The sequence below is a fragment of the Dermacoccus sp. GAS27A genome, from assembly GCF_044909235.1.
In the GTDB taxonomy this organism is placed as follows: domain Bacteria; phylum Actinomycetota; class Actinomycetes; order Actinomycetales; family Dermatophilaceae; genus Dermacoccus; species Dermacoccus nishinomiyaensis.
The window spans coordinates 42970-69371 of sequence record NZ_JBIYDW010000007.1 but is presented as its reverse complement, the minus strand read 5'-3'; the positions used below and the strand labels follow the sequence as shown (position 1 = coordinate 69371).

At 69.4% G+C, this 26402-nt stretch carries 25 protein-coding genes, 2 tRNA genes, 1 other RNA gene and 1 pseudogene; 16 read left to right on the top strand and 13 right to left on the bottom strand.

From position 1 onward, the window contains the following. Positions 1 to 17 precede the first annotated feature (17 nt). The gene (locus ABH936_RS08860) at positions 18 to 953 is read right to left on the bottom strand and encodes a nitrilase-related carbon-nitrogen hydrolase (protein ID WP_404603049.1); all 936 of its coding nucleotides are present in this window, start codon (positions 951 to 953) and stop codon (positions 18 to 20) included. A 156-nt stretch (positions 954 to 1109) separates the two neighbouring features. Between ABH936_RS08860 and ABH936_RS08855 the strand changes: the two genes are divergently transcribed. The 4 genes from ABH936_RS08855 to ABH936_RS08840 all read left to right on the top strand — a co-directional run bounded on the left by ABH936_RS08855 (position 1110) and on the right by ABH936_RS08840 (position 4142). Next, a complete protein-coding gene (locus ABH936_RS08855; protein WP_062256980.1) occupies positions 1110 to 2276 on the top strand; it encodes a cysteine desulfurase family protein in 1167 nt (388 codons plus the stop codon). Positions 2277 to 2381: 105 nt separating this feature from the next. Next, positions 2382 to 3563: an acyl-CoA dehydrogenase family protein gene (locus ABH936_RS08850; protein WP_404603048.1), complete on the top strand. Its 1182-nt coding sequence runs from the start codon at positions 2382 to 2384 to the stop codon at positions 3561 to 3563. 171 nt (positions 3564 to 3734) lie between these two features. Further along, entirely contained in the window at positions 3735 to 3863 is a 129-nt protein-coding gene (locus tag ABH936_RS08845) for a type II toxin-antitoxin system Phd/YefM family antitoxin (protein ID WP_404603047.1), read from the top strand. Positions 3864 to 3980: 117 nt separating this feature from the next. Next, positions 3981 to 4142 carry a hypothetical protein gene (locus ABH936_RS08840; RefSeq protein ID WP_254654000.1) on the top strand — a complete coding sequence of 54 codons (162 nt, stop codon included), beginning with the start codon at positions 3981 to 3983 and terminating at the stop codon, positions 4140 to 4142. A gap of 160 nt (positions 4143 to 4302) precedes the next feature. On the opposite strand, the gene ABH936_RS08835 is transcribed toward ABH936_RS08840, so the two are convergent. The 3 genes and pseudogenes from ABH936_RS08835 to ABH936_RS08825 form a co-directional block, all read right to left on the bottom strand. Then, positions 4303 to 5160, bottom strand: a complete 858-nt coding sequence (locus ABH936_RS08835) for an amino acid ABC transporter ATP-binding protein (protein WP_288756521.1) — start codon at positions 5158 to 5160, stop codon at positions 4303 to 4305. Next, a complete protein-coding gene (locus tag ABH936_RS08830; protein ID WP_050786614.1) occupies positions 5157 to 5780 on the bottom strand; it encodes an amino acid ABC transporter permease in 624 nt (207 codons plus the stop codon). The genes ABH936_RS08835 and ABH936_RS08830 overlap by 4 nt, the downstream gene beginning before the upstream one ends. Positions 5781 to 5846: 66 nt before the next feature. After that, positions 5847 to 6542 (bottom strand): annotated as a pseudogene (locus ABH936_RS08825) (transporter substrate-binding domain-containing protein); the annotation flags it as partial. A gap of 281 nt (positions 6543 to 6823) precedes the next feature. Here ABH936_RS08825 and ABH936_RS08820 point away from each other — a divergent pair. Then, positions 6824 to 7246: a hypothetical protein gene (locus tag ABH936_RS08820; protein ID WP_074040914.1), complete on the top strand. Its 423-nt coding sequence runs from the start codon at positions 6824 to 6826 to the stop codon at positions 7244 to 7246. On the opposite strand, the gene ABH936_RS08815 is transcribed toward ABH936_RS08820, so the two are convergent. The 6 genes from ABH936_RS08815 to ABH936_RS08790 all read right to left on the bottom strand — a co-directional run bounded on the left by ABH936_RS08815 (position 7188) and on the right by ABH936_RS08790 (position 16120). Then, positions 7188 to 8276, bottom strand: a complete 1089-nt coding sequence (locus tag ABH936_RS08815; RefSeq protein ID WP_062256989.1) for an aspartate-semialdehyde dehydrogenase — start codon at positions 8274 to 8276, stop codon at positions 7188 to 7190. The two genes, ABH936_RS08820 and ABH936_RS08815, sit on opposite strands and share 59 nt — an antisense overlap. A gap of 273 nt (positions 8277 to 8549) precedes the next feature. Then, positions 8550 to 9593 (bottom strand): aspartate-semialdehyde dehydrogenase, encoded by a 1044-nt coding sequence (locus tag ABH936_RS08810; protein ID WP_006947191.1) that lies wholly within the window; start codon positions 9591 to 9593, stop codon positions 8550 to 8552. A 104-nt stretch (positions 9594 to 9697) separates the two neighbouring features. Further along, positions 9698 to 10963, bottom strand: coding sequence for an aspartate kinase (locus ABH936_RS08805; RefSeq protein ID WP_006947193.1), 1266 nt, complete (start codon positions 10961 to 10963; stop codon positions 9698 to 9700). A gap of 258 nt (positions 10964 to 11221) precedes the next feature. Beyond that, positions 11222 to 11821, bottom strand: a complete 600-nt coding sequence (recR, locus tag ABH936_RS08800; protein WP_074040928.1) for a recombination mediator RecR — start codon at positions 11819 to 11821, stop codon at positions 11222 to 11224. A gap of 57 nt (positions 11822 to 11878) precedes the next feature. Continuing rightward, positions 11879 to 12280: a hypothetical protein gene (locus tag ABH936_RS08795; protein WP_171969875.1), complete on the bottom strand. Its 402-nt coding sequence runs from the start codon at positions 12278 to 12280 to the stop codon at positions 11879 to 11881. 384 nt (positions 12281 to 12664) lie between these two features. Continuing rightward, positions 12665 to 16120 (bottom strand): DNA polymerase III subunit gamma and tau, encoded by a 3456-nt coding sequence (locus ABH936_RS08790; protein WP_404603046.1) that lies wholly within the window; start codon positions 16118 to 16120, stop codon positions 12665 to 12667. Positions 16121 to 16280: 160 nt separating this feature from the next. On the opposite strand from ABH936_RS08790, the gene ffs reads away from it, so the two are divergent. Continuing rightward, an RNA gene (ffs, locus tag ABH936_RS08785) (signal recognition particle sRNA small type) lies at positions 16281 to 16375 on the top strand. A 161-nt stretch (positions 16376 to 16536) separates the two neighbouring features. Here ffs and ABH936_RS08780 read toward each other — a convergent pair. Continuing rightward, the gene (locus ABH936_RS08780; RefSeq protein ID WP_404603045.1) at positions 16537 to 16995 is read right to left on the bottom strand and encodes a hypothetical protein; all 459 of its coding nucleotides are present in this window, start codon (positions 16993 to 16995) and stop codon (positions 16537 to 16539) included. Between the two features lie 49 nt (positions 16996 to 17044). Continuing rightward, complete coding sequence (locus tag ABH936_RS08775) at positions 17045 to 18400, bottom strand: MFS transporter (protein ID WP_404603044.1); 1356 nt, start codon at positions 18398 to 18400, stop codon at positions 17045 to 17047. A 124-nt stretch (positions 18401 to 18524) separates the two neighbouring features. On the opposite strand from ABH936_RS08775, the gene ABH936_RS08770 reads away from it, so the two are divergent. Together ABH936_RS08770 and ABH936_RS08765 are read left to right on the top strand one after the other, a co-directional pair. Continuing rightward, positions 18525 to 18614: transfer RNA gene (locus ABH936_RS08770), tRNA-Ser, on the top strand. A 158-nt stretch (positions 18615 to 18772) separates the two neighbouring features. Then, the gene (locus ABH936_RS08765) at positions 18773 to 19579 is read left to right on the top strand and encodes a LytR C-terminal domain-containing protein (RefSeq protein WP_241724911.1); all 807 of its coding nucleotides are present in this window, start codon (positions 18773 to 18775) and stop codon (positions 19577 to 19579) included. Between the two features lie 97 nt (positions 19580 to 19676). Here the strand turns inward: ABH936_RS08765 and ABH936_RS08760 are convergent, their stop codons facing one another. Beyond that, on the bottom strand, positions 19677 to 21239 hold the full coding sequence (locus tag ABH936_RS08760; RefSeq protein ID WP_239304380.1) for a helicase HerA-like domain-containing protein: 1563 nt from the start codon (positions 21237 to 21239) through the stop codon (positions 19677 to 19679). Positions 21240 to 21300: 61 nt separating this feature from the next. Here ABH936_RS08760 and ABH936_RS08755 point away from each other — a divergent pair, with 61 nt between their 5' ends. From ABH936_RS08755 to ABH936_RS08720, 8 genes are all read left to right on the top strand, one after another. Continuing rightward, positions 21301 to 21594: a hypothetical protein gene (locus ABH936_RS08755; protein WP_062256997.1), complete on the top strand. Its 294-nt coding sequence runs from the start codon at positions 21301 to 21303 to the stop codon at positions 21592 to 21594. Next, positions 21591 to 22106: a LytR C-terminal domain-containing protein gene (locus ABH936_RS08750; RefSeq protein ID WP_165584694.1), complete on the top strand. Its 516-nt coding sequence runs from the start codon at positions 21591 to 21593 to the stop codon at positions 22104 to 22106. The genes ABH936_RS08755 and ABH936_RS08750 overlap by 4 nt, the downstream gene beginning before the upstream one ends. Before the next feature lie 54 nt (positions 22107 to 22160). Further along, positions 22161 to 22250, top strand: a tRNA-Ser gene (locus ABH936_RS08745). 608 nt (positions 22251 to 22858) lie between these two features. Next, positions 22859 to 23422, top strand: coding sequence for a TetR/AcrR family transcriptional regulator (locus tag ABH936_RS08740; RefSeq protein WP_165584693.1), 564 nt, complete (start codon positions 22859 to 22861; stop codon positions 23420 to 23422). A gap of 93 nt (positions 23423 to 23515) precedes the next feature. Continuing rightward, positions 23516 to 24244 carry a molybdenum cofactor guanylyltransferase gene (locus tag ABH936_RS08735; RefSeq protein ID WP_165584692.1) on the top strand — a complete coding sequence of 243 codons (729 nt, stop codon included), beginning with the start codon at positions 23516 to 23518 and terminating at the stop codon, positions 24242 to 24244. Positions 24245 to 24253: 9 nt separating this feature from the next. Beyond that, positions 24254 to 25225 (top strand): NAD(P)H-quinone oxidoreductase, encoded by a 972-nt coding sequence (locus ABH936_RS08730; protein ID WP_165584691.1) that lies wholly within the window; start codon positions 24254 to 24256, stop codon positions 25223 to 25225. Between the two features lie 12 nt (positions 25226 to 25237). Continuing rightward, entirely contained in the window at positions 25238 to 25486 is a 249-nt protein-coding gene (locus ABH936_RS08725) for an FtsX-like permease family protein (RefSeq protein WP_341352637.1), read from the top strand. Between the two features lie 133 nt (positions 25487 to 25619). After that, positions 25620 to 26144, top strand: coding sequence for a PadR family transcriptional regulator (locus ABH936_RS08720; RefSeq protein WP_165584689.1), 525 nt, complete (start codon positions 25620 to 25622; stop codon positions 26142 to 26144). Positions 26145 to 26402: the final 258 nt, after the last annotated feature.

Here is a 26402-nt window from a genome sequence, read left to right as displayed (position 1 = left end):
AGGGGCTGTGGCTGACGTCAGCGCCAGGACGCGTAGGTGTCGCGGCGCAGCTTGGCCAGGTAGGGGACGGCGTCACGGGCTGCGGCGACATCGTCGCGGGTGATGTCGGCGACGAGGAGTTCGGCGCCGTCGCCGCCCTGGGCGAGGAGGCCGCCGTCAGGCCCGACGATGACGCTGCCGCCGCCGAACGTGAGCCCGTCCTCGACGCCGACGTGGTTCGCATAGGCGAGGCCGACGCCGTTCTCGAGGGCACGAGCCCGCACGAGCACCTGGGGGACGTCGTCGAACCCTGCGGTGAGCGCGGTCGGGACGAGGATGACGTCGGCGCCCGCGAGCGCCGCGGCGCGCGTCATCTCGGGGTATTCGACGTCGAAGCAGATGATGACGCTCACCCGCATCCCGGCGAGTTCGACGGTGGTGGGGGCGTCTGTTCCGGAGCTGAAGGCGGCGGCTTCGTCGTCGTCGAACAGGTTGACCTTGCGGTAATGCAGGATCGGGTGGCCGTCGGTGTCGAACAGCGTGGCGGCGATGTGTCGAGCAGTCTCACCGGGCGCGACGCCACCCCGGGCGGCGGGAGCGTCGGCCGTCGCGACCTCGGGATAGCTCGCGAGGACGGCGATACCGTGACGCGCCGCGGTGGCGGCGAGGGCGCCCGCGATGTCGATCTGCTGGGTGGGGTCGACGGTGTGCAACCGCTTCGGGGCGTAGCCGGTGACGAAGAGTTCGGGGGTGACGAGGACGTCAGCACGGCGCGCGGCAGCTTCACCCGCGCGACGGTCGGTGATGGCGAGGTTGGCGTCGACGTCACCGACGACGGCCTTGTCCTGCATGACGGCGATGCGCATGACGTCGAGGATGGCAGATGCGACGGCACTCGAGGCCCGATCCGACCACCATGCCCCCGTGCGGCGACCGTCCGACCCGCCTGCCACCTCTGCGCTTTCCGTCCACATTGGCGATTCTCGTCCCCATCTGCGAATCCCGTCCCCCTTCGCGAATCTCCGTCACATCCGCGATTTCCGTCCACTTTCGGCTCGTGTGAGGCCCCCTGACGGCCGCACCAGCACCGCGAGTTGGATGCGCCCCTGCGTCGCGGCAGGATCGTCAGCATGAGTTCTCGGCCTGACGACGCCCGCCCCGTCTACCTCGATCACAACGGCACGACGCCCGTCGCGCCGGAGGTCGCCGGGGCGATGTGGCCGTATCTCACCGAGCACTGCGGCAACCCGTCGAGCGCGACCCCGGCCGGGCGCCTGGCCCGCCGTGCCGTCGACGATGCGCGCGAGCACGTCGCTGCGCTCATCGGTGCGTCGGCGGACGAGGTGACGTTCACCTCCGGCGGCACGGAGGCGAACAACCTCGCCATCCGCGGCGTGACGGCGGCGCTTCGCCGCGCTGGCGCGTCGCCCGCGGCCGACGTGAGTTCGACCGTCGTGACGTCGGCCGTGGAGCACCCGGCGACGTCGGCGCCCATGGCGCTTCTCGCGCGCGACGGCTGGGACGTCGTGACGCTGCCGGTGACGCGAGCCGGCCACGTCGACCTCGCACCCATGCCGCGCGACCATGTGGCCTTTGGCTCGATCATCCTCGCGCAGAACGAGACCGGGGCGATTCAACCCGTCCGTGAGTTCGCCGCGAGCGTGCACGCGGCGGGCGGTCTCGTCCACACCGACGCGGCGCAGGCCGTCGGGAAGATCGGCGTCGACGTCGACGACCTCGGCGTCGATCTGCTCAGCCTCGCCGGCCACAAGCTGTACGCCCCCAAGGCCGTCGGCGCGCTGTACGTCAGGCGTGGCACACCGATCGAGCCCCTCGTCGTCGGCGCGGGCCAGGAGCGCGGGCTGCGTCCGGGGACGGAGAACGTCGCCGGCATCGTCGGCCTCGGGCGGGCCGCGCAGCTCGCACTCTCGCGCCTCGCCGACGATGCCTTGCGCATGATGAGCCTGCGTGACGAGCTGTGGCTCCGCCTCTCGACGGCCGTGCCCGGCCTCGTTCGCCTCAGCCCCGCGCAGAACTGTCTGCCGAACACGCTGATGATCTCCCTGCCGGGGCGCCTCGGGCGCGAGGTGCTGGAGGCAGCGCCTGACGTCGAAGCGTCCACCGGCAGCGCGTGTCACGCCGGAATCGACTCCCCCGCAACGACACTCGTCGCCATGGGGTGTGACGACGGCGTCTCGCTCGGCGCGATTCGCCTGACGCTCGGGCGCGCCACGACATCCGCCGACATCGACCGCGCCGCGACGAGCCTCGTCGCGGCGTTTCGCCACGTCGCCTGACGAGCGCCGGGCCGCCGACGAATCTGACCAAGAATCGCGGATGGGGACGCAGATCGCACAGGTGCACACGGGGCCGGCGCTCACCGCGTGAGGCACGATGGTGGCGTGAGTGATTTCTCCCGCAACCCTGAACTCAACCGTCTGGTCGCGATCGACGGGCTCCTGAGCGACGACGAGCGCGACGTCCAGGCCCTCGTCCGACGCTTCTGCGACGACCACGTGCGTCCGAATCTGCCGACCTGGTATGACGAGGCGAGCGTCCCGGCGCGTGAGCTCGCGAAGGGGCTCGGCGAGCTCGGGCTGCTCGGCATGCACCTCGACGGCTACGGGTGCGCCGGTTCGTCGGCGACCGCGTACGGCATGGCGTGTCACGAGCTCGAAGCTGCCGATTCGGGTATTCGTTCGCTCGTCAGCGTGCAGGGCAGCCTCGCGATGTTCGCGATCTGGCGTTGGGGCAGCGAGGAGCAGAAGACCGAGTGGCTGCCGCGGATGGCGGCGGGCGACGCCGTCGGATGCTTCGGCCTGACCGAGCCGGACTTCGGTTCCGACCCGGCCGGCATGCGCACCCACGCCAAGCGTGACGGCGGCGACTGGGTGCTCAACGGCACGAAGATGTGGATCACGAACGGTGCGATCGCCGACATCGCCGTCGTCTGGGCGCAGACCGACGACAAGATCCGCGGCTTCGTCGTGCCGACGGACACCCCCGGTTTCGAGGCCCGTGAGATCACGAAGAAGATGTCGCTGCGCGCGTCCGTGACGGCGGAGCTGTCGCTCACCGACGTCCGCCTGCCCGCTGACGCCGTCTTCCCCGAGGTGCGCGGTCTCAAGGGCCCGCTGTCGTGCCTGTCGGAGGCGCGTTTCGGCATCGTCTTCGGCGCGATGGGCGCCGCTCGCGATTCGCTCGAGACAGCGCTCGACTACGCCGCGACCCGCCAGGTGTTCGGCAAACCGCTCAGCGGCTACCAGCTGACGCAGGGCAAGCTCGCCGACATGACGCTCGAGGTCTCCAAGGGCATGCTCCTCGCGCTGCACCTGGGGCGCCTCAAGGACAGCGCGGGCGTGAGCCCCGAGCAGATCAGCCTTGGCAAGCTCAACAACTGCCGCGAGGCCATCGCCATCGCGCGCGAGTGCCGCACGATCCTCGGCGCCAACGGCATCTCGACGGAGTACTCCCCCATCCGTCACGCCGGAAACCTCGAGTCGGTCATGACCTACGAGGGCACGAGCGAGGTGCACCAACTCGTCCTCGGCAATGCCCTGACGGGTCAGTCGGCGTTCCGCTGACTTGGTGCGCGCCGCGCAGGGCCAGGTGAGTCACTTCGCGCTGGGTGAGTCAGTCCTGACTGACTCATCTGGCGCCAAGTGACTCACCGGCCTCTGACTCGCGCCCACTCTTGGCACCGCACCCGACGGACGCCACCGTTGTGTCCATGAGCATCGAGCCCGCTGCGTGACGTGCGCAACCATTTCAGCGAGGTCGTGGATCGCGTTCACCAGCACCACGAACGCGTCACCGTGACCAAGAACGGCCGGCCGTTGCCGTCGTCAGCCCTGAGGACCTCTCAGTGCTGGAGGAGACCTTGACGGTGCTCGCCGACGCGTCGGCCTTACGAGACATTCGCGACGGCGACGCTGCCTACGCATCCGACGACGTCGTGCGTGGGGCGAACGCGATCCGCTCCTTGCGAAGCTGAAACGGCGATGGACTACGAGATCGCACTAGCCCCTGCGGCGGCTCGGGCCCTCCGCGAAACCCTGGCCGAAGCTGTCGCGGCGGCCGTCACCGGGTTCATCCTCGGTGCGTTGAGCGAGAACCCGCATCGCGTGGGCAAGGAGCTTCGACCTGCACTAGACGGTGTGTGATCCGCACGGCGAGGCACCTACCGCGTCCTCTACCGCATCGACGACTCGGCTCATGAGGTTTTCGTCCTGCGCATCGACACCGCAGAGACGCCTACCGCTGATGGTGGTGGCGCACCAGTGAGAGCTCATTCTCATGCCAGCACACCACCATCGTCGGAGGTCAGCTCAGCGGGTCGAGGATGCGCTTCAAGAACGCCTGGGTGCGGGCCTCGCGCGGGTGGTCGATGACCTGTGACGGCGCGCCGCGTTCGACGATGACGCCGCCGTCCATGAACAGCACCTGATCAGCGACGTCGCGCGCAAACGCGATCTCGTGGGTGACGACGATCATCGTGCGACCCTCGTCGGCGAGTTCGCGCATGACGCTCAGCACTCCCCCGACGAGTTCGGGGTCGAGCGCCGACGTCGGCTCATCGAAGAGCAGCAGCTCGGGTGCGAGGGCCAGGGCGCGCGCGATGCCGACGCGCTGCTGCTGCCCACCCGAGAGTTGGTAGGGGTACTTGTCGGCCTGGTCGTCGAGACCCACCTTCGCGAGAAGCTCATGCCCGCGCGCGTCGGCGTCAGCCTTCGCGACGCCCTGCACGACGATCGGACCCTCGGTGACATTCTCGAGCACGCTCTTGTGCGGAAACAGGTTGTGCTGCTGGAACACCATGCCCGTCTTCGACCGCAGCGCACCGACACGTTTGGCAGCGTCACCCTTGGCTCGACCGTCACGCCCGCGCGGGACGTCGACGTAGTCGACCTCGGCGTCCCCGATGCGGACGACGCCCGCCTCAGGCAGGTCGAGCGCATTGAGCGAACGCAGCACCGTCGTCTTGCCCGAACCCGACGGGCCGAGCAGCACCGTCACCGACCCCGACGGGACGGTGAAGTCGACGCCGCGAAGCACCTCGAGCGAGCCGAACGACTTCGTCAGACCACGGACGTCGACGAGGGCGTCCGTGGTCGAGGTCGACGCGGCGTCCGCGGAACGAGCGTCCCCGGGGCGGGCGGGTGTGGAACCGTGAGGAGTCATCGTGCGACGTGCCTTCCGAGTCGGTTTTCGAGCCTGCCCTGGACGAGGGAGAGGATGAAGCACAGAGCCCAGTAGATCGCGGCGGCGACACCGTACAGCTCGAGGAAGTCACCCGAGGGTGCGGCGGCGATCTGAGCCTGGCGGAACATCTCGGTGACGAGGATGGTCGAGGCGAGCGACGTGTCCTTGACGAGGGAGATGAGCGTGTTCGACAGGGGCGGGACGGCGACACGCAACGCCTGCGGCAGGATGATGCGCCGTAGCGCCGTCGCCCGGTTCATGCCGATCGTCTCCGCGGCCTCCCACTGCCCCTTCGGCACGGACAGGATGGCGGCGCGGATGATCTCCGCGGAGTACGCCGCGACGTTGAGTGAGAACGCGATGATGGCCGACGGCCATGGGCTGAGTTTGATCCCGAGCTGCGGCATGCCGAAGAAGATGATGGCGAGCTGCACGAGCAGCGGTGTGCCTCGGAAGATCGAGATGAAGATGCGCGCCGGCCAGGACAGGGCCGCGTTGGCGCTCATGCGTGCCAGCGCGACGCCCAGGGCGAGGACGAGGCCGATGGCGAACGACGCCGCCGTCAGCGGAATCGTGCCCTTGAGCGTCGCCACGAGCATCGGGCCGATGTTGTTCTTGATCGTGTCGGTGACGCTCGTGCCCTTTGCCTCCGTCTCGAAGTACTGGGCGTAGAGCTTCTTGCTCGTGCCGTCGGCGTTCATCTCATCGATGGCGGTGTTGATCGCGGGCGAGAGCTTGCTTCCCTTCTTCGTCGGGAAGACCTCTTGGCTGGTGTCGCTCGTGCGGCTCGCGATCTTGAGCCCTGAGTTCTCGTGCGTCGCGAGGTAGTACTTGACGGCGAGTTCGTCGTTGACGAAGGTGTCGACGCGCCCCTGTGAGAGCAGCTCGACAGCTTTGTCCATGCCGTCGACGGAGACGACGTTCGCCCCCGCCTTCTTCGCGACGCCTGCCCAGTCGGACGTGATGTTCTGCGCCGACTTCTTGCCCTTGATGTCGGCGAGGTTCTTGATCGACGAGCCATCCCTGACGACGACGACGCCGTGGCTCTCGACGTATGGCTTCGTCAGGTCGTACTTGGCGCGACGCTCAGCGTTGGCGCCGACCTGGTTGGCGATGACGTCGATACGGCCCGAGTCGAGGGCGGCGAACATCGAATCCCACTGCGTCTCGACGAACTCGACCTTGACCCCCAGCCGCTTGCCGACCTCGCGGAAGTAGTCGACGTCGTAGCCAGTGAGCTTGCCCGCCTGGTGGAACGAGAACGGAGCGTAGACGCCCTCGGTGCCGACCTTGATCGTGTCCGGCAGCTTGTCGTCGGTCTTCGTGACGGCAGGGGCCTGCTGCGCAGCGGCGGTGGTCATCGTCAGGCCACCCAGGAGAAGGGCTGCGACGAAGCTGAGGATCGCGACGAGGACGCTTCGGGCTCGCAGCACCCCGAAACGGTCACGGTTGGGCGTCTTCACGAGAGTCGAGATTACGCCCCGATTAAACAATCTCCTATTTCATGTCGCCTAACTCACCGTTATGCATCCATGGTGCATACCGCCCGCGGGGGGCCTATCGGCGCCCCACTTCCAGCCGGCCTCGCGCGGCGCCCCTCACGCGGCCACCGGCGCCGTCGAAGAACTGCAAGAATCGCGGCATGACGCGACGCGTGAGGGGCGAGCTGGACCGATCGAAGCTCCTCAACGAACTGGAGCTGATGCCTGCGCCCGAGAAGCGCCGCATCGACGCCGCCACCGGCGCCGGCCGCATGCTCGACGACCCGCACGACCGCGACATCCAACGCGCCCGCGTCGCGCAGTTGCCCTGGGCGCGAGCGATGGGTGCGTTGGCCTTCACCGGCCTTGCCCTGATGCGCTGCTTGGACGTCGTCGATGGCCGCCGTTCGTGGTGGGACTGGCTCGCGGCCGCCTTCTTCACCGTCAATGCCGTCTTCTGGATTCGGCGCTGGTGGCTCATGCGTCGGCTCGGTCGGCAACTCGACGCCGTCGACGCGACCGGCCTCACGCTTGCGCGTAGCGCCCGACCCCGACGAGCATCTCGGCGATCTGCAGGGCGTTGAGCGCGGCGCCCTTGCGGATGTTGTCGCCGCACACGATGAAGTCGAGCGTGTGCGGGTTGCTCTCGACCTGACGCACGCGCCCGACCCACACGGGGTCGGTGCCAACGGCGTCGGCGGGCGTCGGCCAGTCGGTGCCGTTTTCGTCGGGCATGACGATCGCCCCGTTCGCGCCCTCGACGATGGCGCGGCGCGCGTCGTCGGGCTTGACCTTCTTGTCGAAGCTCACGTGCAGCGTCGACATGTGCGTCGTGACGATCGGCACCTGCACGCACGTGACGGCGACGCGCAGCTGCGGCAGCGCGAGCACGTCACGCAGTTCGTGCGCGATGTCGTTCTCCTCGCTCGACCAGCCGCCGCCGACGTGCTCACCCACCCAGGGCACGACGTTGCTGACGATCGGGGCCGGAAACGGTGAGTCGTCGGGCAGATCGGCGACGTAGCGGCGGACGTCACCGGGCATCTGGCCGATGCGCGGGTGGCCGGTGAGCGCCGATACCTCTTCATAGAGACGCTCCGCGCCCCGCTTGCCCGCGCCGGTGACGGCCTGCATCGACGTCGCCGTCACGTGCGTGAGGCTCCAGTGCTCGTGCAGCGTCGCGAGGACGGGAAGCATGACGATCGCGGGGCCCGACGGCATCGCGACGATGCCGCGGGGGTGCTCGAACGCCGCAGCCGCGTTGACCTCGGGCACGACGAGTGGGACGTCGTCGTCATCACGGAACGCGGCGGAGGTGTCGACGACGAGGCAGTCGGACGCCGTCGCGAACGGCGCCCACTTCGCCGACACGTCTGCGGGCGTCGCGAAGATGGCGACGTCGACGCCGGCGAAGCTCTCACTGTCGAGGGGTTCGACCTCGAGTTCGTCGACGCCGAACAGCATCCTGCGTCCGACAGATCGGTCGGAGCCGAAGAGACGCACGTCGTCCCACGCGTCCGCGCGCGTCGCGAGGACGTCGATCACCGCCTGGCCGACGAGCCCCGTGGGGCCGACGACGGCGAGGACGGGCCGTTCGGGCTGGTTCGCAGTCACGTTCCGAGCATAGGCGCCGTCACTGACGACGAACCCGTCCGCCTGCCCGGTTGACGCCAGATCGATTGGAAACTCACATGATTGGGCGAGATCGCACCCGCCGTCTGCACCGTTCGATCCCGTGAGCCCAACGCCTGGCGCAGTTCTCGCCCCATCACCTGTGGCTTCACGTCCCGCCTGACCGCCCCACCCAACCCACGTTGCATGTGACCGAAAATCGCAGATGGGGACGAGATTCGCCGATGGGGACAGGAATCGCCGTTGGGGCGGGGGTCAGCCCGCGGCAGCGATGAGTTCGGCGATCTGCACCGTGTTGAGCGCCGCGCCCTTGCGCAGGTTGTCGTTGCTGATGAACAGCGCGAGACCCTTGCCGTCGGCGACGGAGGCGTCCTGGCGGATGCGTCCGACGTAGCTCGGGTCCTTGCCTGCGGCGACGCGCGGCATCGGCACGTCGGCGAGTTCGACGCCGGGGGCGTCGGCGAGCAGGTCACGAGCTTCCTCGGGCGTGATGGCGCGCTCGAACTCTGCGTTGACGCTGAGCGAGTGACCGCTGAACACCGGCACGCGCACGCACGTGCCGGACACGGCGAGCTCGGGCAAGTCGAGGATCTTGCGCGATTCGTTGCGCAGCTTCTGCTCCTCGTCCGTCTCGTTCGTGCCGTCGTCGACGATCGAACCGGCCATGGCGAGCACGTTGAACGCGATCGGCGCGACGTACTTGTTCGGCGCGCCGAGGTCGACGGCCTCGCCGTCGAGCGCCATCTTCTCCATGTCGGCCTCGGCGGCCTTGCGGATCTGCCCGGCGAGTTCGGCCACCCCGGCGACGCCCGATCCGGAGACGGCCTGGTACGTCGAGACGACGAGACGCATCAGCCCCGCGGCGTCGTGCAGCGGCTTGAGCACCGGCATCGCGGCCATCGTCGTGCAGTTCGGGTTGGCGATGATGCCCTTGGGCGTGTTCGCGATCTGCTCGCCGTTGACCTCACTGACGATGAGCGGCACCTCGGGGTCGCGTCGCCACGCCGAGGAGTTGTCTATGACGGTGACGCCCGCCGCCGCGAACTTCGGTGCGAGCGCCTTCGACGTGTCGCCGCCCGCGGAGAAGATCGCGACGTCGAGGCCGCTCGGGTCAGCGGTCGCCGCGTCCTCGAGGGTGTAGTCGACGCCCTTGAACGTCAGCGTCTTGCCCGCACTGCGCGCCGACGCGAACAGCCGCAAGCTCTTGATCGGGAAGTTCCGCTCCTCGAGCAGTTGCAGGACGACGCGGCCGACCTGGCCTGTCGCGCCGACGACGCCGAGATTCAGTTCCTTGTTCATGGGTGACGTTCCTTTCGCGCGGCCAGACGTCGAGCGTCCCCGCTGTGATGATGGCGTCGCGTCGTCAGCACCGGGTGCCGTTCCGCGATTGCAGACGTTGCCCGTCAGCGGCCGGTGCCGGCGTAGACGACGGCCTCGCCGTCGGCGTCGAGCCCGAATGCGGTGTGGACGAGGCGGACGGCTTCGTCGAGTTCGTCGCTGCTCGTCACGACCGAGACGCGGATCTCGGACGTCGAGATCATCTCGATGTTGATGCCGGCGTCGGCGAGCGCCTGGAACAGCGTCGCCGAGATGCCCGGGTTGGAGCGCATGCCGGAGCCGACGAGCGACAGCTTGCCGATCGTGTCGTCGTAGTGGAGTCGGTCGAAGCCGAGTTCGTCCTTCATCGCGTTGAGGACGGCGACACCCTTGGGCGCTTCGTCCTTCGGCACGGTGAAGGAGATGTCGGTGCGCTTGTCCTCGCCGGCGGAGACGTTCTGGACGATCATGTCGACGTTGAGGCCCGCGCCCGCGACGGCGCGGAAGACGGCGGCTGCGCGCCCGGGTGAGTCGGGGATGCCGACGATCGTGATCTTTCCTTCGCTGCGGTCGTGCGCGACGCCGGCGATGATCGGGTCTTCCACGGTGTCTCCTTCTTTGTCGTTGACGACCCAGGTGCCCTCGTGGTGGCTGAAGGAGCTACGCACGTGGATGGGGAGGTCGAATCGGCGGGCGTACTCGACGCAGCGCAGCATGAGCACCTTCGCGCCCTGTGCCGCCATCTCCTGCATCTCCTCGTTGGTGATTCGGTCGATCTTGTGGGCCTTCGGCACGATGCGCGGGTCGGCGGTGAAGATGCCATCGACGTCGGTGTAGATCTCGCACACGTCGGCCTTGATGGCGGCGGCGAGCGCGACGGCCGTCGTGTCCGAACCGCCGCGTCCGAGCGTCGTGATCTCGTTCGTGCTCTGGCTGACGCCCTGGAACCCGGCGACGATGACGATGTGCCCCTCGTCGACGGCCCGCTGGATGCGGCCGGGCGTCACGTCGATGATCTTCGCCCTGCCGTGCACCTCGTCGGTGATGACGCCCGCCTGGCTGCCGGTGTAGCTGCGCGCCGAATGGCCGAGGTTCGCGATGGCCATGGAGACGAGCGCCATCGACATGCGCTCCCCCGCCGTCAGCAGCATGTCCATCTCGCGCGCCTGCGGCGCGGGGCTGACCTGCGCGGCGAGGTCGAGCAGCTCGTCCGTCGTGTCGCCCATCGCGGAGACCACGACGACGACGCTGTTGCCCGCCTTCTTCGTGTCGACGATGCGTCGCGCGACACGCTTGATGCTGTCGGCGTCGGCGAGGGACGAACCGCCGTACTTCTGGACGATCAGGCTCACGGTGTTGCTCCGGGGGTCGACTTCGGTCGGTCACGGCGAGTCTAGGCACTGCGCCCTGCAGGCTCGCTGAGCGCTCAGATACTGGTTCTGCGGCCGCGACGGGCGCCATATGACCAGCTGTCGGCCCGTACGAGCGGAATGGTCGAACCTGAGCGATCTGCCGCTCGTGTTCGACCATTTCGCTCGTATTCGTCGGGCCGAACTCATGTTCGTCGAGGCGGCACGCCCGCGACGAAGGATGCGTCACATCACGGGGCGTCAGAACACGAGGACGCGGCGGCCCTCGAAGGCACGGCCGAGCGTCACCTCGTCGGCGTATTCGAGATCGCCGCCGACAGGCAGGCCGGATGCGAGGCGGCTCACCGTCACGCCCATCGGTCCGATGAGGCGCGCGAGGTAGCTCGCCGTCGCCTCACCCGTGTGGTTCGGGTTGGTCGCGATGATGATCTCCTCGAGCGACGTGTCGCTGAGGCGCGCCATGAGCTCGGTGATGTGCAGGTCGCCCGGGCCGACGCCCTCGATCGGGTTCAACGCACCGCCGAGCACGTGGTAGCGCCCGCGGAACTCGCGGGTGCGTTCGATCGCGACGACGTCCTTGCTCTCCTCGACGATGCAGATGAGCGCCGGGTTGCGCTGCGGGTCGGCGCACACACGACACAGGTTCGTCTCGGCGACGTTGAAGCACACCTCGCAGAAGTGCACTGTCTCCTTGACCTTGAGCAGCACCTCCGCGAGACGCTGAACGTCATCGACATCCGCCTCGAGCAGGTGGAACGCGATGCGCTGCGCCGACTTCGGCCCGACACCGGGCAGCCGACCGAGCTCGTCGATGAGGTCTTGAACCACGCCTTCATACACGATCGGCAAGCCTACGCGTCACCGGTGACAACCCCAATCGAGCGCGCGGGGCGTAGGTCAGCGGCGCGGATCGAGCAGCTTCGTCACCACCCGGCGATAGCCTGCGCCGATAGCGGGTGCCGCCACGCGGGTGACGAAAGCGGCGGCGGGGCGAAGGCGACCCGGCACCCACGGCAGGGTGATGCTCTGCGCCCAGGCGACCTCTGCACCGCCGTCGAGGTCCCGCTCGCCGTCTGCCCGGTCGGGCCCGGCGGCCCGGCGCACCGGGGTGATCTCGACCGTCACGACACCGCCGAGGAGGCGACCGACCTTCTCGAACACGACGCGCCGGCCGGCTTCTATCTCCCGGACGACCATGACGTCGTCGAAGCCAAGCGGCCCGAGCCGTGTCCGCGCGACGTAGCGTGACCCGACGACTGCGTCCTCGGGAGCCGGCCCGCGACCCGTGGTGAACGGCACGACCTCGCCGTGCGCCGACACGTCGACGACGCGCCGCCATGCCTCATGCGGCGCCAACGCCGTGTCGATCCTGAAGGCGAACCCTGCTCGTCCCATGCGTCCCATCATTCTTCTCACTCGCCCACTCTCCATCGCGCCCCGCTCTTGCTGACGTCTCCCGCGTGACTGGTTCTTGCTGACGCGTCTGCTGTGCGGCCCGCTCTCACTGCCGCGTCTTTGTCGCGTCCCGCTCTTGCTGGCATGTCGCCGTCGCATCCCGCTTGTGCTGACGCGCCCCGCGAGCCGGCCCGTGCCCTACGGCCCGGTAGAACCCGGGCCAAGGCCTGGCATCCGTGACGGTCGCGCCACGCAGCGCTGCCACGACTTTCGTCAGCCCGTGTCAGGTCAGTTCGCGTCAGGGCCTTCTTCCTTGATGACCGTGCCGCCCAGTACCGACTTGATGATCGGCAGCCCGACGGCGTCCGAGTTCTCGATGTCCTCGTCGTCGACGCTCGCCGACGCATCATCGAAGCGGCCGCGCCCGCCCCGCTCGGCATCCTCCTGACGCTGCGCGGCCTCCCGCGCCGCCTTCTCGGCGCGCTGACGCGGCGTCAGCGCGCGCCCGTCGTCGACGGCGCCCTGCGTCGGCTGCGGCGCAGGCGCAACGCTGCCCGCCGCCGCCGAGTCGTGGGCCGCCTCGGCCTGCCCATCGCCGGCGCGCTCGCGAGCACCGGCTCGATCGCTCTCGCCCGAACGAGGCGGCAGCGGATCGTAGACGGCCTCGACGTCGGTCTCGGGCTCGTCCTCCATCCAGTCAGGAATGGGCTCCCCCGCGCTCGAGGGCGCACCCGCACTGTCGTCGACACCACTGGCACCGACGCCGCTGCTGGTGCCGCCGTTGTCAGCCGGCGACGCCTCGACCGAGCGCCCCGAAGGATTCGCGCCCACCCTCGCGACGCCACCGGACGCGTCGCCCCTGTTCGAGGCGCCGTTGGCCGATCCCTGGTTCCGCGAGGATTCGTCCGCAGAACCGTGGCCGGCTCCGCGCATGCTGGGAGACGCGTCGTCGTTCGCCCATGACGGCGCCGGGCCGGCCTGCGCGCCCCAGTCGCCGCGCGAATCCGAACCCCACGCGCTGCTCTGCGCGGCGGCAGCCGCGAGGCCTGCGTCCTGGCGCGGCGAATCAGCCTCACGCGGCGCGACGCCCTCGGCGGGGTCGCCGGCCCGCGCCGGATCGACGCGGGCATGGCCGCCCTGCGCCCCGTTCCAACCGGTGCGATCGCGCCACCCACCGGGGCGTCCCTGGCCCTGACGACCCTGCTGCGGCGCAGCAGAGCGCGCTCCTCCCGAGGCGGGATCGCCCCACGCGTTCTGGCCGGACGCATCCTGCGTCGCACCACGCGAACCACCATCATGGCCCGGGCTGCCCTGGCGGCGAGCGTCAACACCCTCGCCACGGTGAGAGCCTGCTGGCACGTTCACACGCCCGTCAGCCGTCCCACCGGCGGACGATGAAGGATCGATCGACGCGCTGAACTGCGCCATCTCGTCGAACTGCGACCTGTCGTCGGGCGGCGCGTCATGCGGCGCGGGCTCGTCACCCCACGACCCGCCATCCGATGCGACAGACTGCCCACCATCCCCCTGGGGTCGGGACGAACCCTGCGCCCCCGAGGGGGCAGCGTTCGGCGACGACCATCCCCGCGCAGACTGCTGCGCGTTCGGCCCCTCACCCGCGGGCGACGCGTTCGGCGACGACCACGTCTGGCGCGCCTGCGCAGCGTTGGCCGCCCACTGATGACCCCCGCCCTGACCTGACGGCGCCGCGGCACCGGCCGTCATGGCGCGGGCTTCGACGGCGACGTCGACGCCGATCGCCTCGATGAGCGCCTGACGCACGACCTCCATGTGCTGCCCGCGACTCATCGTGCCGGCGAGGCCCTCGCTCGTCGCGCCCAGGATCAACCGGCGCCCGTCGAACTCGGCCACCTGAGCGTTCTGACTGAGCAACGTCCACGTGACGCGCTTGATGCGGAAGATGCGGTCGAGCACATCGGGCCACGCCCGACGGATGTCGTCCGTGCTCATGCCTCCGCGCGCCGGCTGACCGCTCTCGCGCTCGCCGGAACCCTGCTGCGGCGACGACGCGGCGCCGGACTGCTGCGTCGCATCGAAATCACGCTGCGCGCGCTCTCGCTCGGCCTCGCTCACGCCTCCCGTGACGCTCTGCGGCTGCTCGACCCGCGCGTCGTCGCGCGCGGCCGCAGCGGCCCGCTGACCCTGCTCGGGTGCGGCCTCGCCGTGACCTGCCGGGCGAGAGGCACCCGACTGACCCGCGCGACCATCCCCGCCCTCAACGCCGGCGGTGTCAGCACGACCACCCCCCGCCCCGGCACCCGGCGCGCGAGACAGATCGTCACCGGTCGACGAGTTCTCCTGCGCTGCACCGGCACTCGGGCTCTGCCACCTCGGTGCCGTCGCCGGCTGAGGAGCGCCCGCCGCCCCTGTCACACCCGCCGTCGCCGATGCGGCGTCCTCGGCGGAACCGCCCGAGCGTCCTGCCCTGTCAGCATTCGCACCCACCCCAGAGGCCGCGCCGGCGCTCGCGCCGACCCCGCCCTGCGTCGGCGCCGATGCACCGGCGGGAGGCATCGGCGGCGCATGTGGCACCGGCCCCGCGGCAGCACGAGGCGGCAGTTCGCCCATGTCGAGGCGACGTTCCATCCGGTCGAGTCGCGCCGCATACCCGTCGAGACCCGCGATGCCGGGCAGCAGCACGCGCGCGCACATGAGTTCGAGCTGCAGGCGCGGCGACGTCGCGCCCGTCATCTCCGTCAGGCCGGCATTGATGACGTCCGCCGCGCGCGACAGCGCCCCAGCACCGAACGAGGCCGCCTGCGAGCGCATGCGCTCCAGCTGGTCCTCCGGCACCGAGCGCAGCACGGCGCCCGCACCCTCGGCCACGGCCGCGACGACGATGAGGTCGCGTAGACGCTCGAGCAGATCCTCGACGAACCGTCGCGGGTCGGCGCCCGATTCGACGACGCGGTCGATCTGCCGGAAGACCGCCGCCGAGTCACCGGCCGCGAACGCCTCGATGATGCCGTCGAGCAGTTCGTCATCGGTGAAGCCGAGCAGGCTCGCGGCGCCGGCGTACGTCAGCCCCTCGGGCCCCGACCCGGCGATGAGCTGGTCGAGCACCGACAGCGAGTCACGCACCGAACCCCCACCCGCGCGCGTGACGAACGACAGCACGCCCGGCTCGTACGCGACGCCCTCGGCGTCGAGCAGCGTCTCCATGTAGTCGCTCAGCTTCTTCGGCGGCACGAGGCGGAACGGGTAGTGGTGCGTGCGCGAGCGGATCGTGCCGATGACCTTCTCCGGTTCTGTCGTCGCGAACACGAACTTCACGTGCTCCGGCGGCTCCTCGACGATCTTGAGCAGCGCGTTGAAGCCCTGCGGCGTCACCATGTGCGCCTCGTCGATGATGTAGATCTTGTAGCGGCTGCTCGCCGGGCCGAACGACGCGCGCTCACGCAGGTCACGCGCGTCGTCGACACCACCGTGCGAGGCCGCGTCGATCTCGATGACGTCGACGCTGCCGGCACCGCCACGAGCGAGCGCCACGCACGAGTCGCACACCCCGCACGGCGTCGGCGTCGGGCCCTGCTCGCAGTTGAGGCAACGCGCGAGGATGCGCGCCGACGTCGTCTTGCCACACCCGCGCGGCCCACTGAACAGGTACGCGTGATTGACGCGCCCCGTCCGCAGCGCCTGCATGAGGGGTTCGGTGACGTGCTCTTGGCCGATGACGTCGGCGAACGTCTCGGGGCGGTAGCGGCGGTACAGGGCCGTTGTCATGCGAGCAACACTAGTGGCGCGCACCGACAACCCCGAGATTCCGCGGAGAACGCCCTACGAACAGGCCGATCACGCCTCGTCCGACCACCCGTCCAGGGCCGCCCGGAGCGCCGACCACCCCACGATTACCGCCCTCGCAGCCTCCCCGGTAGACTCATGCCAAGCCCCCCGCGTGGTGGTACCTCTCCGAACTCCCCCAGGGCAGGAATGCAGCAAGGGTAGGGGAGCTCTTCCAGGTACGCGGGGGGCGCTCACGTCTCACAGGGCCCCAGCCGCGTCCCGGGCGTCATCTGACGTCGGGGGCCCCGGCCCGTCGCGCCGCGGTACTGACGCAGCGCCATGTTCTCGATGTCCTCCGGACGCGTGCGCGCGACGTACACCTCGCGTCCGAAGCCGCCCGTCGGCGCACGGGTGCCCTACACGACGATCCACCCGTCATCGGCGACGCTCGCCGTCCCCCACGTCATGTGGTCGAGCGTGTCGTCGTCTGCGCTCAGCGCGACGTTCTCGAGGCGGCGCGCCGCCCCGCCGTCCGGCACGACGAAGCGCGTCACCGACGTGCCGAGCAGCGTGAACCCCCAGAACCCGCCGTGCCGCCTGATCGTGTTGGTGCAGACGAAAAGCTCGCTCCATCGACCGCGATCAAGGCTGATGACGCAGGTCGGCCACGCCGCCAACCGCTCGCCCGCAACACCGGGATCGGGGATGACGGCGACGCCCGTCAGCACCTGCGCGAAGCACCCCCGCGTGCTGATGAGCATCGAGTTCGACACCATGGTCGCCCCGCGGCCGGTCGCGCGACGCGTGTCGCCGAACAGCCACACGACGCGTCCGTCGCCGAGCGGCGCGGCGTGACGGGCGACGCGTCGGGGCATGGCGTCAGGCTACGAGCCGCCGCTCATCACCGAAGGGGTTTTCACGCACCTACTCTCCGCTCAGCTTGGCGCGCTGCACCTCGAGGGCCAGCTCGCCCGCGACGTCGGGTTCGCGCGGCGCGCCGAGCCCGTTGACGGCGGGGCTGAGGCGCCGTTCGACGGCGAGGGTGACGGCGGCCGCGCCCACGCATCCGAGGACGAGCGCGAGCGTGTACCAGCCGGCCAGGGCGTGCCCGATGAGCAGGCCCGCGAACGGCGGGCCGACGATCTCGGCCAGGTGGAAGGCTCCCGCGGAGGCCGAGTTGTAGCGCCCGCGCAGGGCGTCCGGGGCGAGGTCGTTGACCATGGCGGGCAGCGTCGGCTGCAGGAACGTCTCGCCGACGCCGAAGATCGCCGCCGACGCGCAGACGAGGACGCCGGCCATCGTCGCGGAGCGCTCCCCCGACCAGCCCGCGAGGCCGAGCACGGCCCACGACAGCGACCACAGGCCACACATGAGCACCAGCGCGCGCGTGCGCCGCCTGCCGGAGACGAGCCGCAGCACGAGGATCTGCACGACGACGATGACGGCCGTGTTCGCCGCGTACGCCCAGCCGAGCACCTGCGTCGAGACGTGCGCGACGCTGCGGGCGAAGGCCTGGAATCCGACTCCGAACTGCGCGTAGCCGATGAAGGCCGTGATGAATCCGAGCAGCACGAGCAGCCGCATCGTCGGCTCGCGTAGCACCTGCGCGTAACCGCCGCGCGGCGCGTCGCCGTCAGGGCTCGAGGGGTGCTCGACGCGTCCGCCGTGGTGTCGCAGCGGACCCAGGTACAGCGCGAGTGGGACGAGGAACGTCGCGGCGTCGATGACGTACACGAGCTCGAACGTCGACGGCCGCGTCACGTCGACGATGGCCCCGCCGAGCACCCCGCCGATGCCCATGCCCAGGTTGAGCAGCGTGAAGTTGAGACCGAAGAAGAACTGCCGTTGGTCCGACGGCATGACGCTTGCGACCATCGCCTGCACGGCCGGGAAGATCACCCCCGTCGCGATTCCGGAGAGCGTCAATGCCAGTGCGGCCCGCCCGACGTCGTGCGCCCCGGCCATGAGCAGTTGCCCGGCGATCTCGAGCCCGACGGCCGTGATGACGACGCGACGCGCACCGACACGGTCGATGACGACACCGCCGGGGCCGACGGCGAGCAACCCGACGATCGCGGGCAGGGCCAGCAGGATGCCCGTCACCTGCAGGCTGAGGTGGCGCACCTCGTGCAGGTAGGTGACGCCGAACGGCATGATGAGGCCGGTGCCGACGAAGTCGAACACGATGCTGACGAGCATGAGCTTGGCCGCGAGCGGCAGGTCGCTCCAGCGCACACGGGCTGCGCGGGTGTCGTCGGGGCTCGTGTTGTCGTGCGTCACGCCCCCATGGTGACAGCCCGCACCGACGAGCCCCTGCGCACCCGTCGTTCCCCGGCTGTTCCCTCGACGCTGCTTGCACCGCCCGACTTGGGCGCATGCGCCGCGGTGCAGTACAGTTCTCGGCGGAGGATTCGCATAGTGGCCTAGTGCGCACGATTGGAAATCGTGTTGGGGATGAAACCCCTCATGGGTTCAAATCCCATATCCTCCGCCACACGTGATCGATGCCCCGCCGGGTTCGTCCGGCGGGGCATCGTCGTGTCTGCGCGCCGAGGGACGGTCGCCGTCGGCGTGGGTGCGCGGCCCGCCGTACACTGGGCACTTCCGGGGGTGGTTCGTCGTCGTGCGAGCCGGGTCGAAAGGATCGTGATGATGCGCCGAACCGCCAGCACTGCAGCGGTTTTCGTCGTTGCCGCAGGTGCGTTGACGGGGTGCTCGAGCGACAAGCCGAAGCAGGCTGCGCCGACGTGCCCACCCGGCAACCCGTCGCCGTCACGCACGGTCGCGTGGTCGAGCATCTACGCCAACGTCTACAACGCGAGCGACCGCAGCGGTGAGGGTGCCACCGTCGCGAAGCAGCTCGGCTGGCGCGGCATGCACACGCTGGACGTCAAGAACGACCCATTGAGCGACGATCGTCCGACCCCCAAGTTCGCCGAGATCCGGTACGGCAAGAACGGCCGCACAATCGCGCTCAACGTCGCCAGGCAGATCCCCCACGCGAACCTGTATCAGGACGAGCGCTCGGATCCTACGATCGACATCGTCATCGGCAACAAGTTCTCCCTGGCGCCGCGCCCGCCGCGCGCGGTGAAGAACGTCTCCGTCACCGTCCTCAACACGACGTTCATGCCGGGCCTCGCGGCGGACGTCGCCGGTCAGCTCGGCAAGCAGGGTTTCCACGCGGATGCCGAGGCGAACGACAAGGCGTACTACCCGGACGACTCGGCCGTCATCGTGTACGACGAGGAGGGCCTGCCCGACGCGCAGCGCCTGCAGATGAGTATCCCCGGTTCGCGGTTGCTGCAGGACACGCAGACGAAGGGCGCTGTCGACATCAAGGGTTCGGCCGTGCGCCTGTATCTGGGTTCGAAGTGGCCGACGAACGGCAAGGTCGTGCCGTTGTCGCAGGCGACGGCGTCGCCGAGTCCGTCACCGTCAGCGTCGGGCGGCTGCTGAGGGAAACAAGCTCCGGCAGGTGGAAGTCACACGAGGGACGCCCTGGTCGGGCGTCCCTCGTGTGTCTTGGGTGCGTGCGCCTCTGATGCGCTGATCGTCAGCGACGGCGGGCGGTGCCGAAGAGGCTGCGGGTGATCTCGCGGCCGATCTGGGTACCGGCGGAGCGCATGAACGACTTGAAGGCGGAGGAGTGGACGACCTGGCTGACCAGGCCGGGGTCGTCCTTCTCCTTCTTGGCGGGCGCGTGGGGCGCTTCGGGAGCGGGTGTGTTCTGCGCCGCGTCGGCGTCGCTCCCCGCACCCGCTGTGTCGGGCGTCAGGCGCCCCTGCAGTTTCTCGTAGGCCGATTCGCGGTCGATCGCTTCGGAGTACTTGGGTGCGAGCGGCGACGACGACACGATGCGGTCCATCGTCTCGGGTGCGGCCGGGCCCATCTTCGACGTCGGTGCGAGCATGCGCGTCCAGGCGACGGGCGTCGGGGCGCCGGTCTCCGACAGTACGGTGACGATCGCTTCGCCGGTGCCGAGCGTCGTCAGCAGCTCTTCGAGGTCGTAGCCGCTCTTGGGGAAGGTGCGCACGGTCGCGGTGAGCGCCTTCTGGTCGTCGGGCGTGAAGGCGCGCAACGCGTGCTGGACGCGGTTGCCGAGCTGGCCGAGGACGCCGGACGGCACGTCCTTGGGCGTCTGGGTGACGAAGAAGACGCCGACGCCCTTGGAGCGGATGAGGCGGACGGTCTGCTCGATCTGGTCGACGAACGCCTTGCTCGAGCCGTCGAAGAGCAGGTGCGCCTCGTCGAAGAAGAACACGAGCTTCGGCTTGTCGAGGTCGCCCGCTTCGGGCAGTTCCTGGAAGAGGTCGGCGAGCATCCACATGAGGAACGTCGAGAACAGTGCGGGCTTCTCGGCCACGCTCGGCAGTTCGAGGCAGGTGATGATGCCGCGCCCGTCGGCGCCGGTGCGCATGAGGTCGGACGTGGCGAACTCGGGTTCGCCGAAGAACACCTCGGCGCCGCCATCGGCGAACGCGATGAGGTTGCGCAGGATGACGCCGGCCGTCGCCGAGCTGAGCCCGCCGAGGTTCTTGAGGTCGGCCTTGCCCTCGTCGGACGTCAGGTGCGTGATGACGGCGCGCAGGTCCCTGAGGTCGAGCAGGGCGAGCCCGTTGGCGTCGGCGTAGTGGAAGATGAGACCGAGGCTGGATTCCTGGGTTGCGTTGAGCCCCAGCACCTTCGACAGCAGCGTCGGGCCGAACGAGGTGACGGTGGCACGCACAGGCACACCCTTGCCCTCGCCGCCGAGGCTGAGGTATTCGACGTCGAAGCCCTTGCCCTCCCACGCCTGCCCGACGTCCTTCGCGCGGGCGGCGACCTTGTCGTTCGACTCACCCGGTTCGGCGAGACCGGACAGGTCGCCCTTGATGTCGGCCATGAAGACGGGAACGCCGTTGGTGGCGAGCTGCTCGGCCATGAGCTGCAGCGTCTTGGTCTTGCCCGTTCCGGTGGCGCCGGCGATGAGGCCGTGGCGGTTCATCATCGACAGCGGCAGGCGCACCTGCACGTCGGGCTTGGCGGTGTTGTCCTCGACGGCTGCGCCGAGCTCGAGGGAGGCGCCGTCGAAGGCGTATCCGCTGCGGATGGCTTCGAGCTGATTCTTTTCGGTCACGTCGTGAGCGTATCCGCCCGGCGCGTGCGCGCCCAGCACTGTGGGCACATAAAATAGGGCCGTGATCTTCAAGGCCGTGGGCGATTCGCGCCCCTACCCCGACCATGGCCTCGTCACGCCCAAGGACTGGTCGCCGGTGACGCCTCGGGTGGTGCGTCTGGCGGATCTGACGACGACTCGTACGACGCTCGATCTGTCGGCGTTGTTGTCGGAGGATTCGACGTTCTACGGCGACATCTTCGCGCATGTCGTCGCGTACCAGAACGAGTTGTACCTGGAGGACGGGCTGCATCGCGCCTTGCGGGCCGCCTTGCAGTCGCGCGCCACCTTCCACGCAAGGGTCTTGTCCCTATGAGTTATGTCCGCGACAACGGTCTCGCTCGGGCGCGCAAGCGTCGCGAGCGCCGTTCCATCGCCATCCTCGTCTTCTGCGCGCTGCTCGTGCTCGGCGCGATCGTGTTCGCGGCGACGTTCATCTCGTCGCCGAGCAAGCAGAGCGGCCCATGTCCGAACGGGACGGTGAGCTCGGCGCCGCCGGAGATCGCGTCTTTCACGCTCAACGTCTACAACGCGAGCGGGTCGAAGGGTGCGGCGGCAACGGCTGCGGAGGCGTTGCGCACGCACGGGTTCAGGATGGGTGTCGTCGGCAACGACCCGTATCAGCACAGCGAGGACGGTGTCGGCGAGGTGCGTTTCGGCCCTGACGGCGCGGCGCTGGCGAAGCGGTACGTCGCGACGTTGGTGCCGGGCGCGAAGCTCGTGCAGGACGGGCGTGACGGCAACAGTGTGGATGTCGTCGTCGGTTCGTCGTTCCCGACGATCGCTGTGGCGCCTGCGTCGCCGTCGCCGTCGCCGGTGTGCAAGTGACGGTTCGTTCATCTCGTTTTTGCTCCGACGCATCGCTGTTGTAATGTTCTTACCGGTGGCGTGTCCGAGCGGCCTAAGGAGCACGCCTCGAAAGCGTGTGTGGGGGTAACTCCACCGTGGGTTCAAATCCCACCGCCACCGCCAGAGATGCGGAAGACCCCCTCCGGGATCAGCGACGAAGTCGCCCCGGAGGGGGTCTTCCGCATCTCTGAATGAGCTCGGGGGATTTGGGAGGAGCGCCATGCGCGCGAGCGAAGCGAGCCCGCGTGCCGCGACGGAGTCCCACCGCCACATGACGCACACGCGACACGCACTTGACCCACCCTCGACGCGTCGCTGACGCCACACCGGCCGCACCTGCGACCCACCACCTGCCGTACCCAAGACGACGCACCGCCAGCATCATCGACCGGAGTTGCGACGCAATATTCTTGTGGCTGTAGCAACTCCACCACACTTGGTCACATGTCCAGCTACGATGGCAGCGCTGAACAACCAGGCAGCACGCAACCCACACCTGTGGGGGAGCACACACTCCCACCGAACGGGTAAAATTCTCTACACGAACGCGTGAACTCTTCACCCTCGCCCGCTTGCATCGTCCTAGTTATCGGCCGCCAGTGCCAGGCGAAGCACGCCCGCAGAACAAAAAGAGCACAGACGGTGTATAAAGCGTTCAAGGAGCGAACGTGGGTTCCCTCCTGTGCAACATGGGTTTTCTGCAAACCCTGAACCTGCCTGAAGGAGCTCCGATGCCGTCGCCCGTCAGAGATCGCATGATCTCCGGTGCCCTCGACCTGCTCGCCCGCCGTGGCCTGCAGGCCACCTCGTTCGCAGAGGTGACGCAGGCGACGCAGACACCGCGCGGCTCGATCTATCACCACTTCCCCGGCGGCAAGCAGGAACTCGTTCTCGCCGCCATCGACCTCAACGCCCAGCAGTGGCTCGACGTCGTGGCGTCGGTCGAACGTCGTTCGCCTGAACAGGTCGTCAGCGAACTGCTCGGCCGCCTGCGGACCTACCTCGACGAGACGAAGTTCGAGGCCGGCTCGGCCGTCGGCGCGGTCACCGTCGCTGCCGAGAACCCGACGCAGCTCGAACACTGCCGTGCAGCGTTCGACGCGTTCAAGGGTGGCCTCGCGAAGGCCCTGACCGACTGCAGCGTCACCACTGCCGCAGCGCGCGAGTACGCGAGCCTGCTCACGAGCTCGATGATCGGCATGACGATGACGGCCCGCGCAGCTCGCAGTTACGACGGTTTCGACGCGAGCGCCCGCCAGCTCGTCGACAGCGCGCGTCGCCTGCCGCGCAGCTGACCTGAACGCCTCCTCGCCGGGATCACCCACCTGCGACGGCGCGATGACGTCCTGTCGCACCCACCGCCCGCTCGCGTCCACGACGATGGACCCATGACCTCGCACGAGCCTCTCGACGAGCACGCCTCCCGACCCGGCGGCACCGATTCGCGGCTGAGTGGCGCCGCCGCAGAACCGGCAGGCCGGCGGGCGGGCAGGGGCAGCGCAGGCGACGAACGGCCCGATCTGAACCTGTCCGTCACGGCCGTCGTGCTCGCCGGCGGCACGTCGCGGCGCTTCGGCGGCGCTCACGACGACAAGCTGGACGTATCGCTCGGCGCCCGCAGCGTGCTCGATTCGACGCTGGCCTCGCTCCCGACATCATGGCCCGTCATCGTCGTCGGTCCGCCGCGCGCGATCAGTCGCGAGCAGGTCACCTGGGTGCAGGAGGATCCGCCCCTGGGCGGCCCGGTCGCTGCCCTGGCGCGGGCGCTCGACGTCAGCACCGGCGAGTGGATCGCCCTCGTCGCCGGCGACACGCCCCGGGGCGGCCATGCCCTGCCCGCCCTCCTCGACGCGGCGTTGACGATGCGGGCGACCAGCACGTCCTGCCTCGACGGAGCTGTCGCCGTCGTCGATGGCCGTCGTCAGCCGCTTCTCGCGGTGTATCGCGCCGATGCCCTGGCCGCGGCCTGCGAGGCGATCGGGAACCCTGCCGGCGCGTCGATGCGTGCGATGCTTGCATCCCTCGCTCTTGCTGAGACCCCCGTCGACCCGGGCGACGCCCGCGACGTCGACACCGTCGACGATCTGGCGTTTCATCGTGCGCGGGGCGCGTCGTAGGGTCGAGGAATGAAGGCGATCACGCTGTCCGAATTCGGTGACGAGAACGTCATGACCCTTGCCGAGGTGCCCGATCTGCCCGCGCCCGAGGGCGACTCGATACGCATCAAGGTCGCCGCTGCGGGTGTCAATCGGGCGGACCTGCTGCAGCGTCAGGGGCACTATCCGCCGCCTGCCGGAGAATCCGACATCCTCGGCCTCGAGGTCTCCGGCACCATCGACGCGCTCGGGCCCGACGTCGTCGGCTGGCGCGTCGGCGACGAGGTGTGCGCGCTGCTTGCGGGCGGCGGCTACGCCGAGTACGTCAACGTCCGCGTCGGCCAGGTGCTGCCCGTGCCGCGCGGCGTCGATCTCGTGACGGCCGCCGCGTTGCCGGAGGTGGCCGCGACGGTGTGGTCCAACGTCGTCTTCACCGCTGACCTGCAGCCCGGTGAATTGCTGCTCGTGCACGGCGGCAGCAGCGGAATCGGCACGATGGCGATCCAGTTGGCGACGGCGCTCGGCGCGCGCGTCGCCGTCACCGCCGGTTCGGCCGAAAAGCTCGCCGCATGCAAGGCGCTCGGCGCACAGACCCTCATCAACTACCGCGAGGAGGACTTCGTCGACGCCGTCGCGGCAGCGGGTGGCGCCAACGTCATCCTCGACGTCATGGGCGCCAAGTACCTGAGCCGCAACATCGACGCTCTCGCGCCCAACGGCCGGCTCGTCATCATCGGCATGCAGGGCGGGACGAAGGCCGAGCTCGACCTCGCGAAACTGCTCGCCAAGCGCGCCCAGGTGACGGCGACGTCGCTGCGTTCGCGCCCACTCGCGGAGAAGGCCGCAATCGTGCGCGAGGTGCGCGACACGGTGTGGCCGCTCGTCGAATCGGGCGCCGTGCAACCCATCGTCCACGCCACCTACCCGCTCGCGCAGGCAGCGGACGCACACCGCGAACTCGCCGCGTCGCAGCACATCGGCAAGGTGCTGCTGACCCTCTGAGCGCGGCGACGCATCGTCGGCGCGCACGCGGCGGCGATCGGCGTCATCGGTGCGCTCATCGGCATCGCGCCGGGGCTCATCCTGGCGCGGGCCTCGACGAACCACATGATGGACGAGCGGACGCACCAGCTCAGCGGCGGCACGTACGCGATCCCATGGTGGTCGCTCGCGATCATGCTCATCGCGGTGCCACTCGTCGCAGCGCTCGTGTCGATGCTGTTCGCACGCCGCAAGCCGGTGCTGACGAGGCGCGAGCGGTGAGCGTCATGCACGACTCGCGCCGGGTTCGGCGGGTTCGGCGGGTTCGGCGGGTTCGGCGGGTTCGGCGGGTGGGCGCGCCGCGTCGTACCGTTGAACGTTCATCGTTCACCGCGACGACGCGAAGGGGGCTGACGTGAGCGTTCGTAACGGCCTGCTCGCGCTGCTCGCGTCGCAGGAGATGTACGGCGCGCAGCTACGCTCCGAGTTCGAGGCGCGCACGGGCGGGCAGTGGCCCCTCAACATCGGCCAGGTCTACACGACGCTCGGGCGCCTCGAGCGCGACGGCCTCGTCGAGGGCGCGGGCGCGGCCGACGACGAGGGCCGCATTCCGTATCGCCTCACCGAGACGGGGCGCGGTGAAGTGGATTCATGGTGGGCCCAGGCCGTCCCGCGCGACGTGACGCCACGCAACGAACTCGCCATCAAGTTGGCGCTCGCCGTCACGATGCCAGGGGTCGACGTGCGTGCGCTCGTCTCGACGCAACGCACCGCGACGATGCGGCACCTACGCGAGCTCAACCGGTCGAAACCGCGCCGCACACCGGGCGCGCCGAGCGCTCCGACGCCCGACGAGCTCGTCCTCGAATCGCTCATCTTCGCCGGCGAGGCCGAGCTGCGCTGGCTCGACTACGTCGAGGAGCGGCTGGCTCGCGGCTGACGTCGTGCGCGGTCCACATGGATCGCGAGGTGGGAGCGCCTGGCGCGGGGTTGACGTCGAGGTGCTTCGTCGCGCGCGCCTCAGTGCTGACGCGGTAGCTCGCGCCAGGTGCCGGTTCGCACCGCCTGTGCGAGGTCGCCCCGACGCGCTCGGGCGGCGCTGAACGTGGGGCACCGCTCCTCGTGAAGCACCCGGCCACGTCGACTCACACAGACGGCCCAGGGGCAACGAAACACGAAACGGGTCAATGCCAGCAGC

Excerpts from the sequence above, each read along its gene's own strand:
- ABH936_RS08730 (WP_165584691.1), top strand. The coding sequence starts at position 24,254 with ATGAAGGCGATCACGCTGTCCGAATTCGGTGACGAGAACGTCATGACC.
- ABH936_RS08830 (WP_050786614.1), bottom strand. The coding sequence starts at position 5,780 with ATGCTCGTGGCGACGCTCAAGGGCACGATTCCGCTGACGGCGGCGTCG.
- ABH936_RS08835 (WP_288756521.1), bottom strand. The coding sequence starts at position 5,160 with ATGACTCCTCACGGTTCCACACCCGCCCGCCCCGGGGACGCTCGTTCC.
- ABH936_RS08860 (WP_404603049.1), bottom strand. The coding sequence starts at position 953 with ATGTGGACGGAAAGCGCAGAGGTGGCAGGCGGGTCGGACGGTCGCCGC.
- ABH936_RS08780 (WP_404603045.1), bottom strand. The coding sequence starts at position 16,995 with ATGCCCCGACGCGTCGCCCGTCACGCCGCGCCGCTCGGCGACGGACGC.
- ABH936_RS08840 (WP_254654000.1), top strand. The coding sequence starts at position 3,981 with ATGGACTACGAGATCGCACTAGCCCCTGCGGCGGCTCGGGCCCTCCGC.
- ABH936_RS08765 (WP_241724911.1), top strand. The coding sequence starts at position 18,773 with ATGCGCCGAACCGCCAGCACTGCAGCGGTTTTCGTCGTTGCCGCAGGT.
- ABH936_RS08855 (WP_062256980.1), top strand. The coding sequence starts at position 1,110 with ATGAGTTCTCGGCCTGACGACGCCCGCCCCGTCTACCTCGATCACAAC.
- ABH936_RS08820 (WP_074040914.1), top strand. The coding sequence starts at position 6,824 with ATGACGCGACGCGTGAGGGGCGAGCTGGACCGATCGAAGCTCCTCAAC.
- ABH936_RS08735 (WP_165584692.1), top strand. The coding sequence starts at position 23,516 with ATGACCTCGCACGAGCCTCTCGACGAGCACGCCTCCCGACCCGGCGGC.
- ABH936_RS08810 (WP_006947191.1), bottom strand. The coding sequence starts at position 9,593 with ATGAACAAGGAACTGAATCTCGGCGTCGTCGGCGCGACAGGCCAGGTC.
- ABH936_RS08740 (WP_165584693.1), top strand. The coding sequence starts at position 22,859 with ATGCCGTCGCCCGTCAGAGATCGCATGATCTCCGGTGCCCTCGACCTG.
- ABH936_RS08750 (WP_165584694.1), top strand. The coding sequence starts at position 21,591 with ATGAGTTATGTCCGCGACAACGGTCTCGCTCGGGCGCGCAAGCGTCGC.
- ABH936_RS08790 (WP_404603046.1), bottom strand. The coding sequence starts at position 16,120 with ATGACAACGGCCCTGTACCGCCGCTACCGCCCCGAGACGTTCGCCGAC.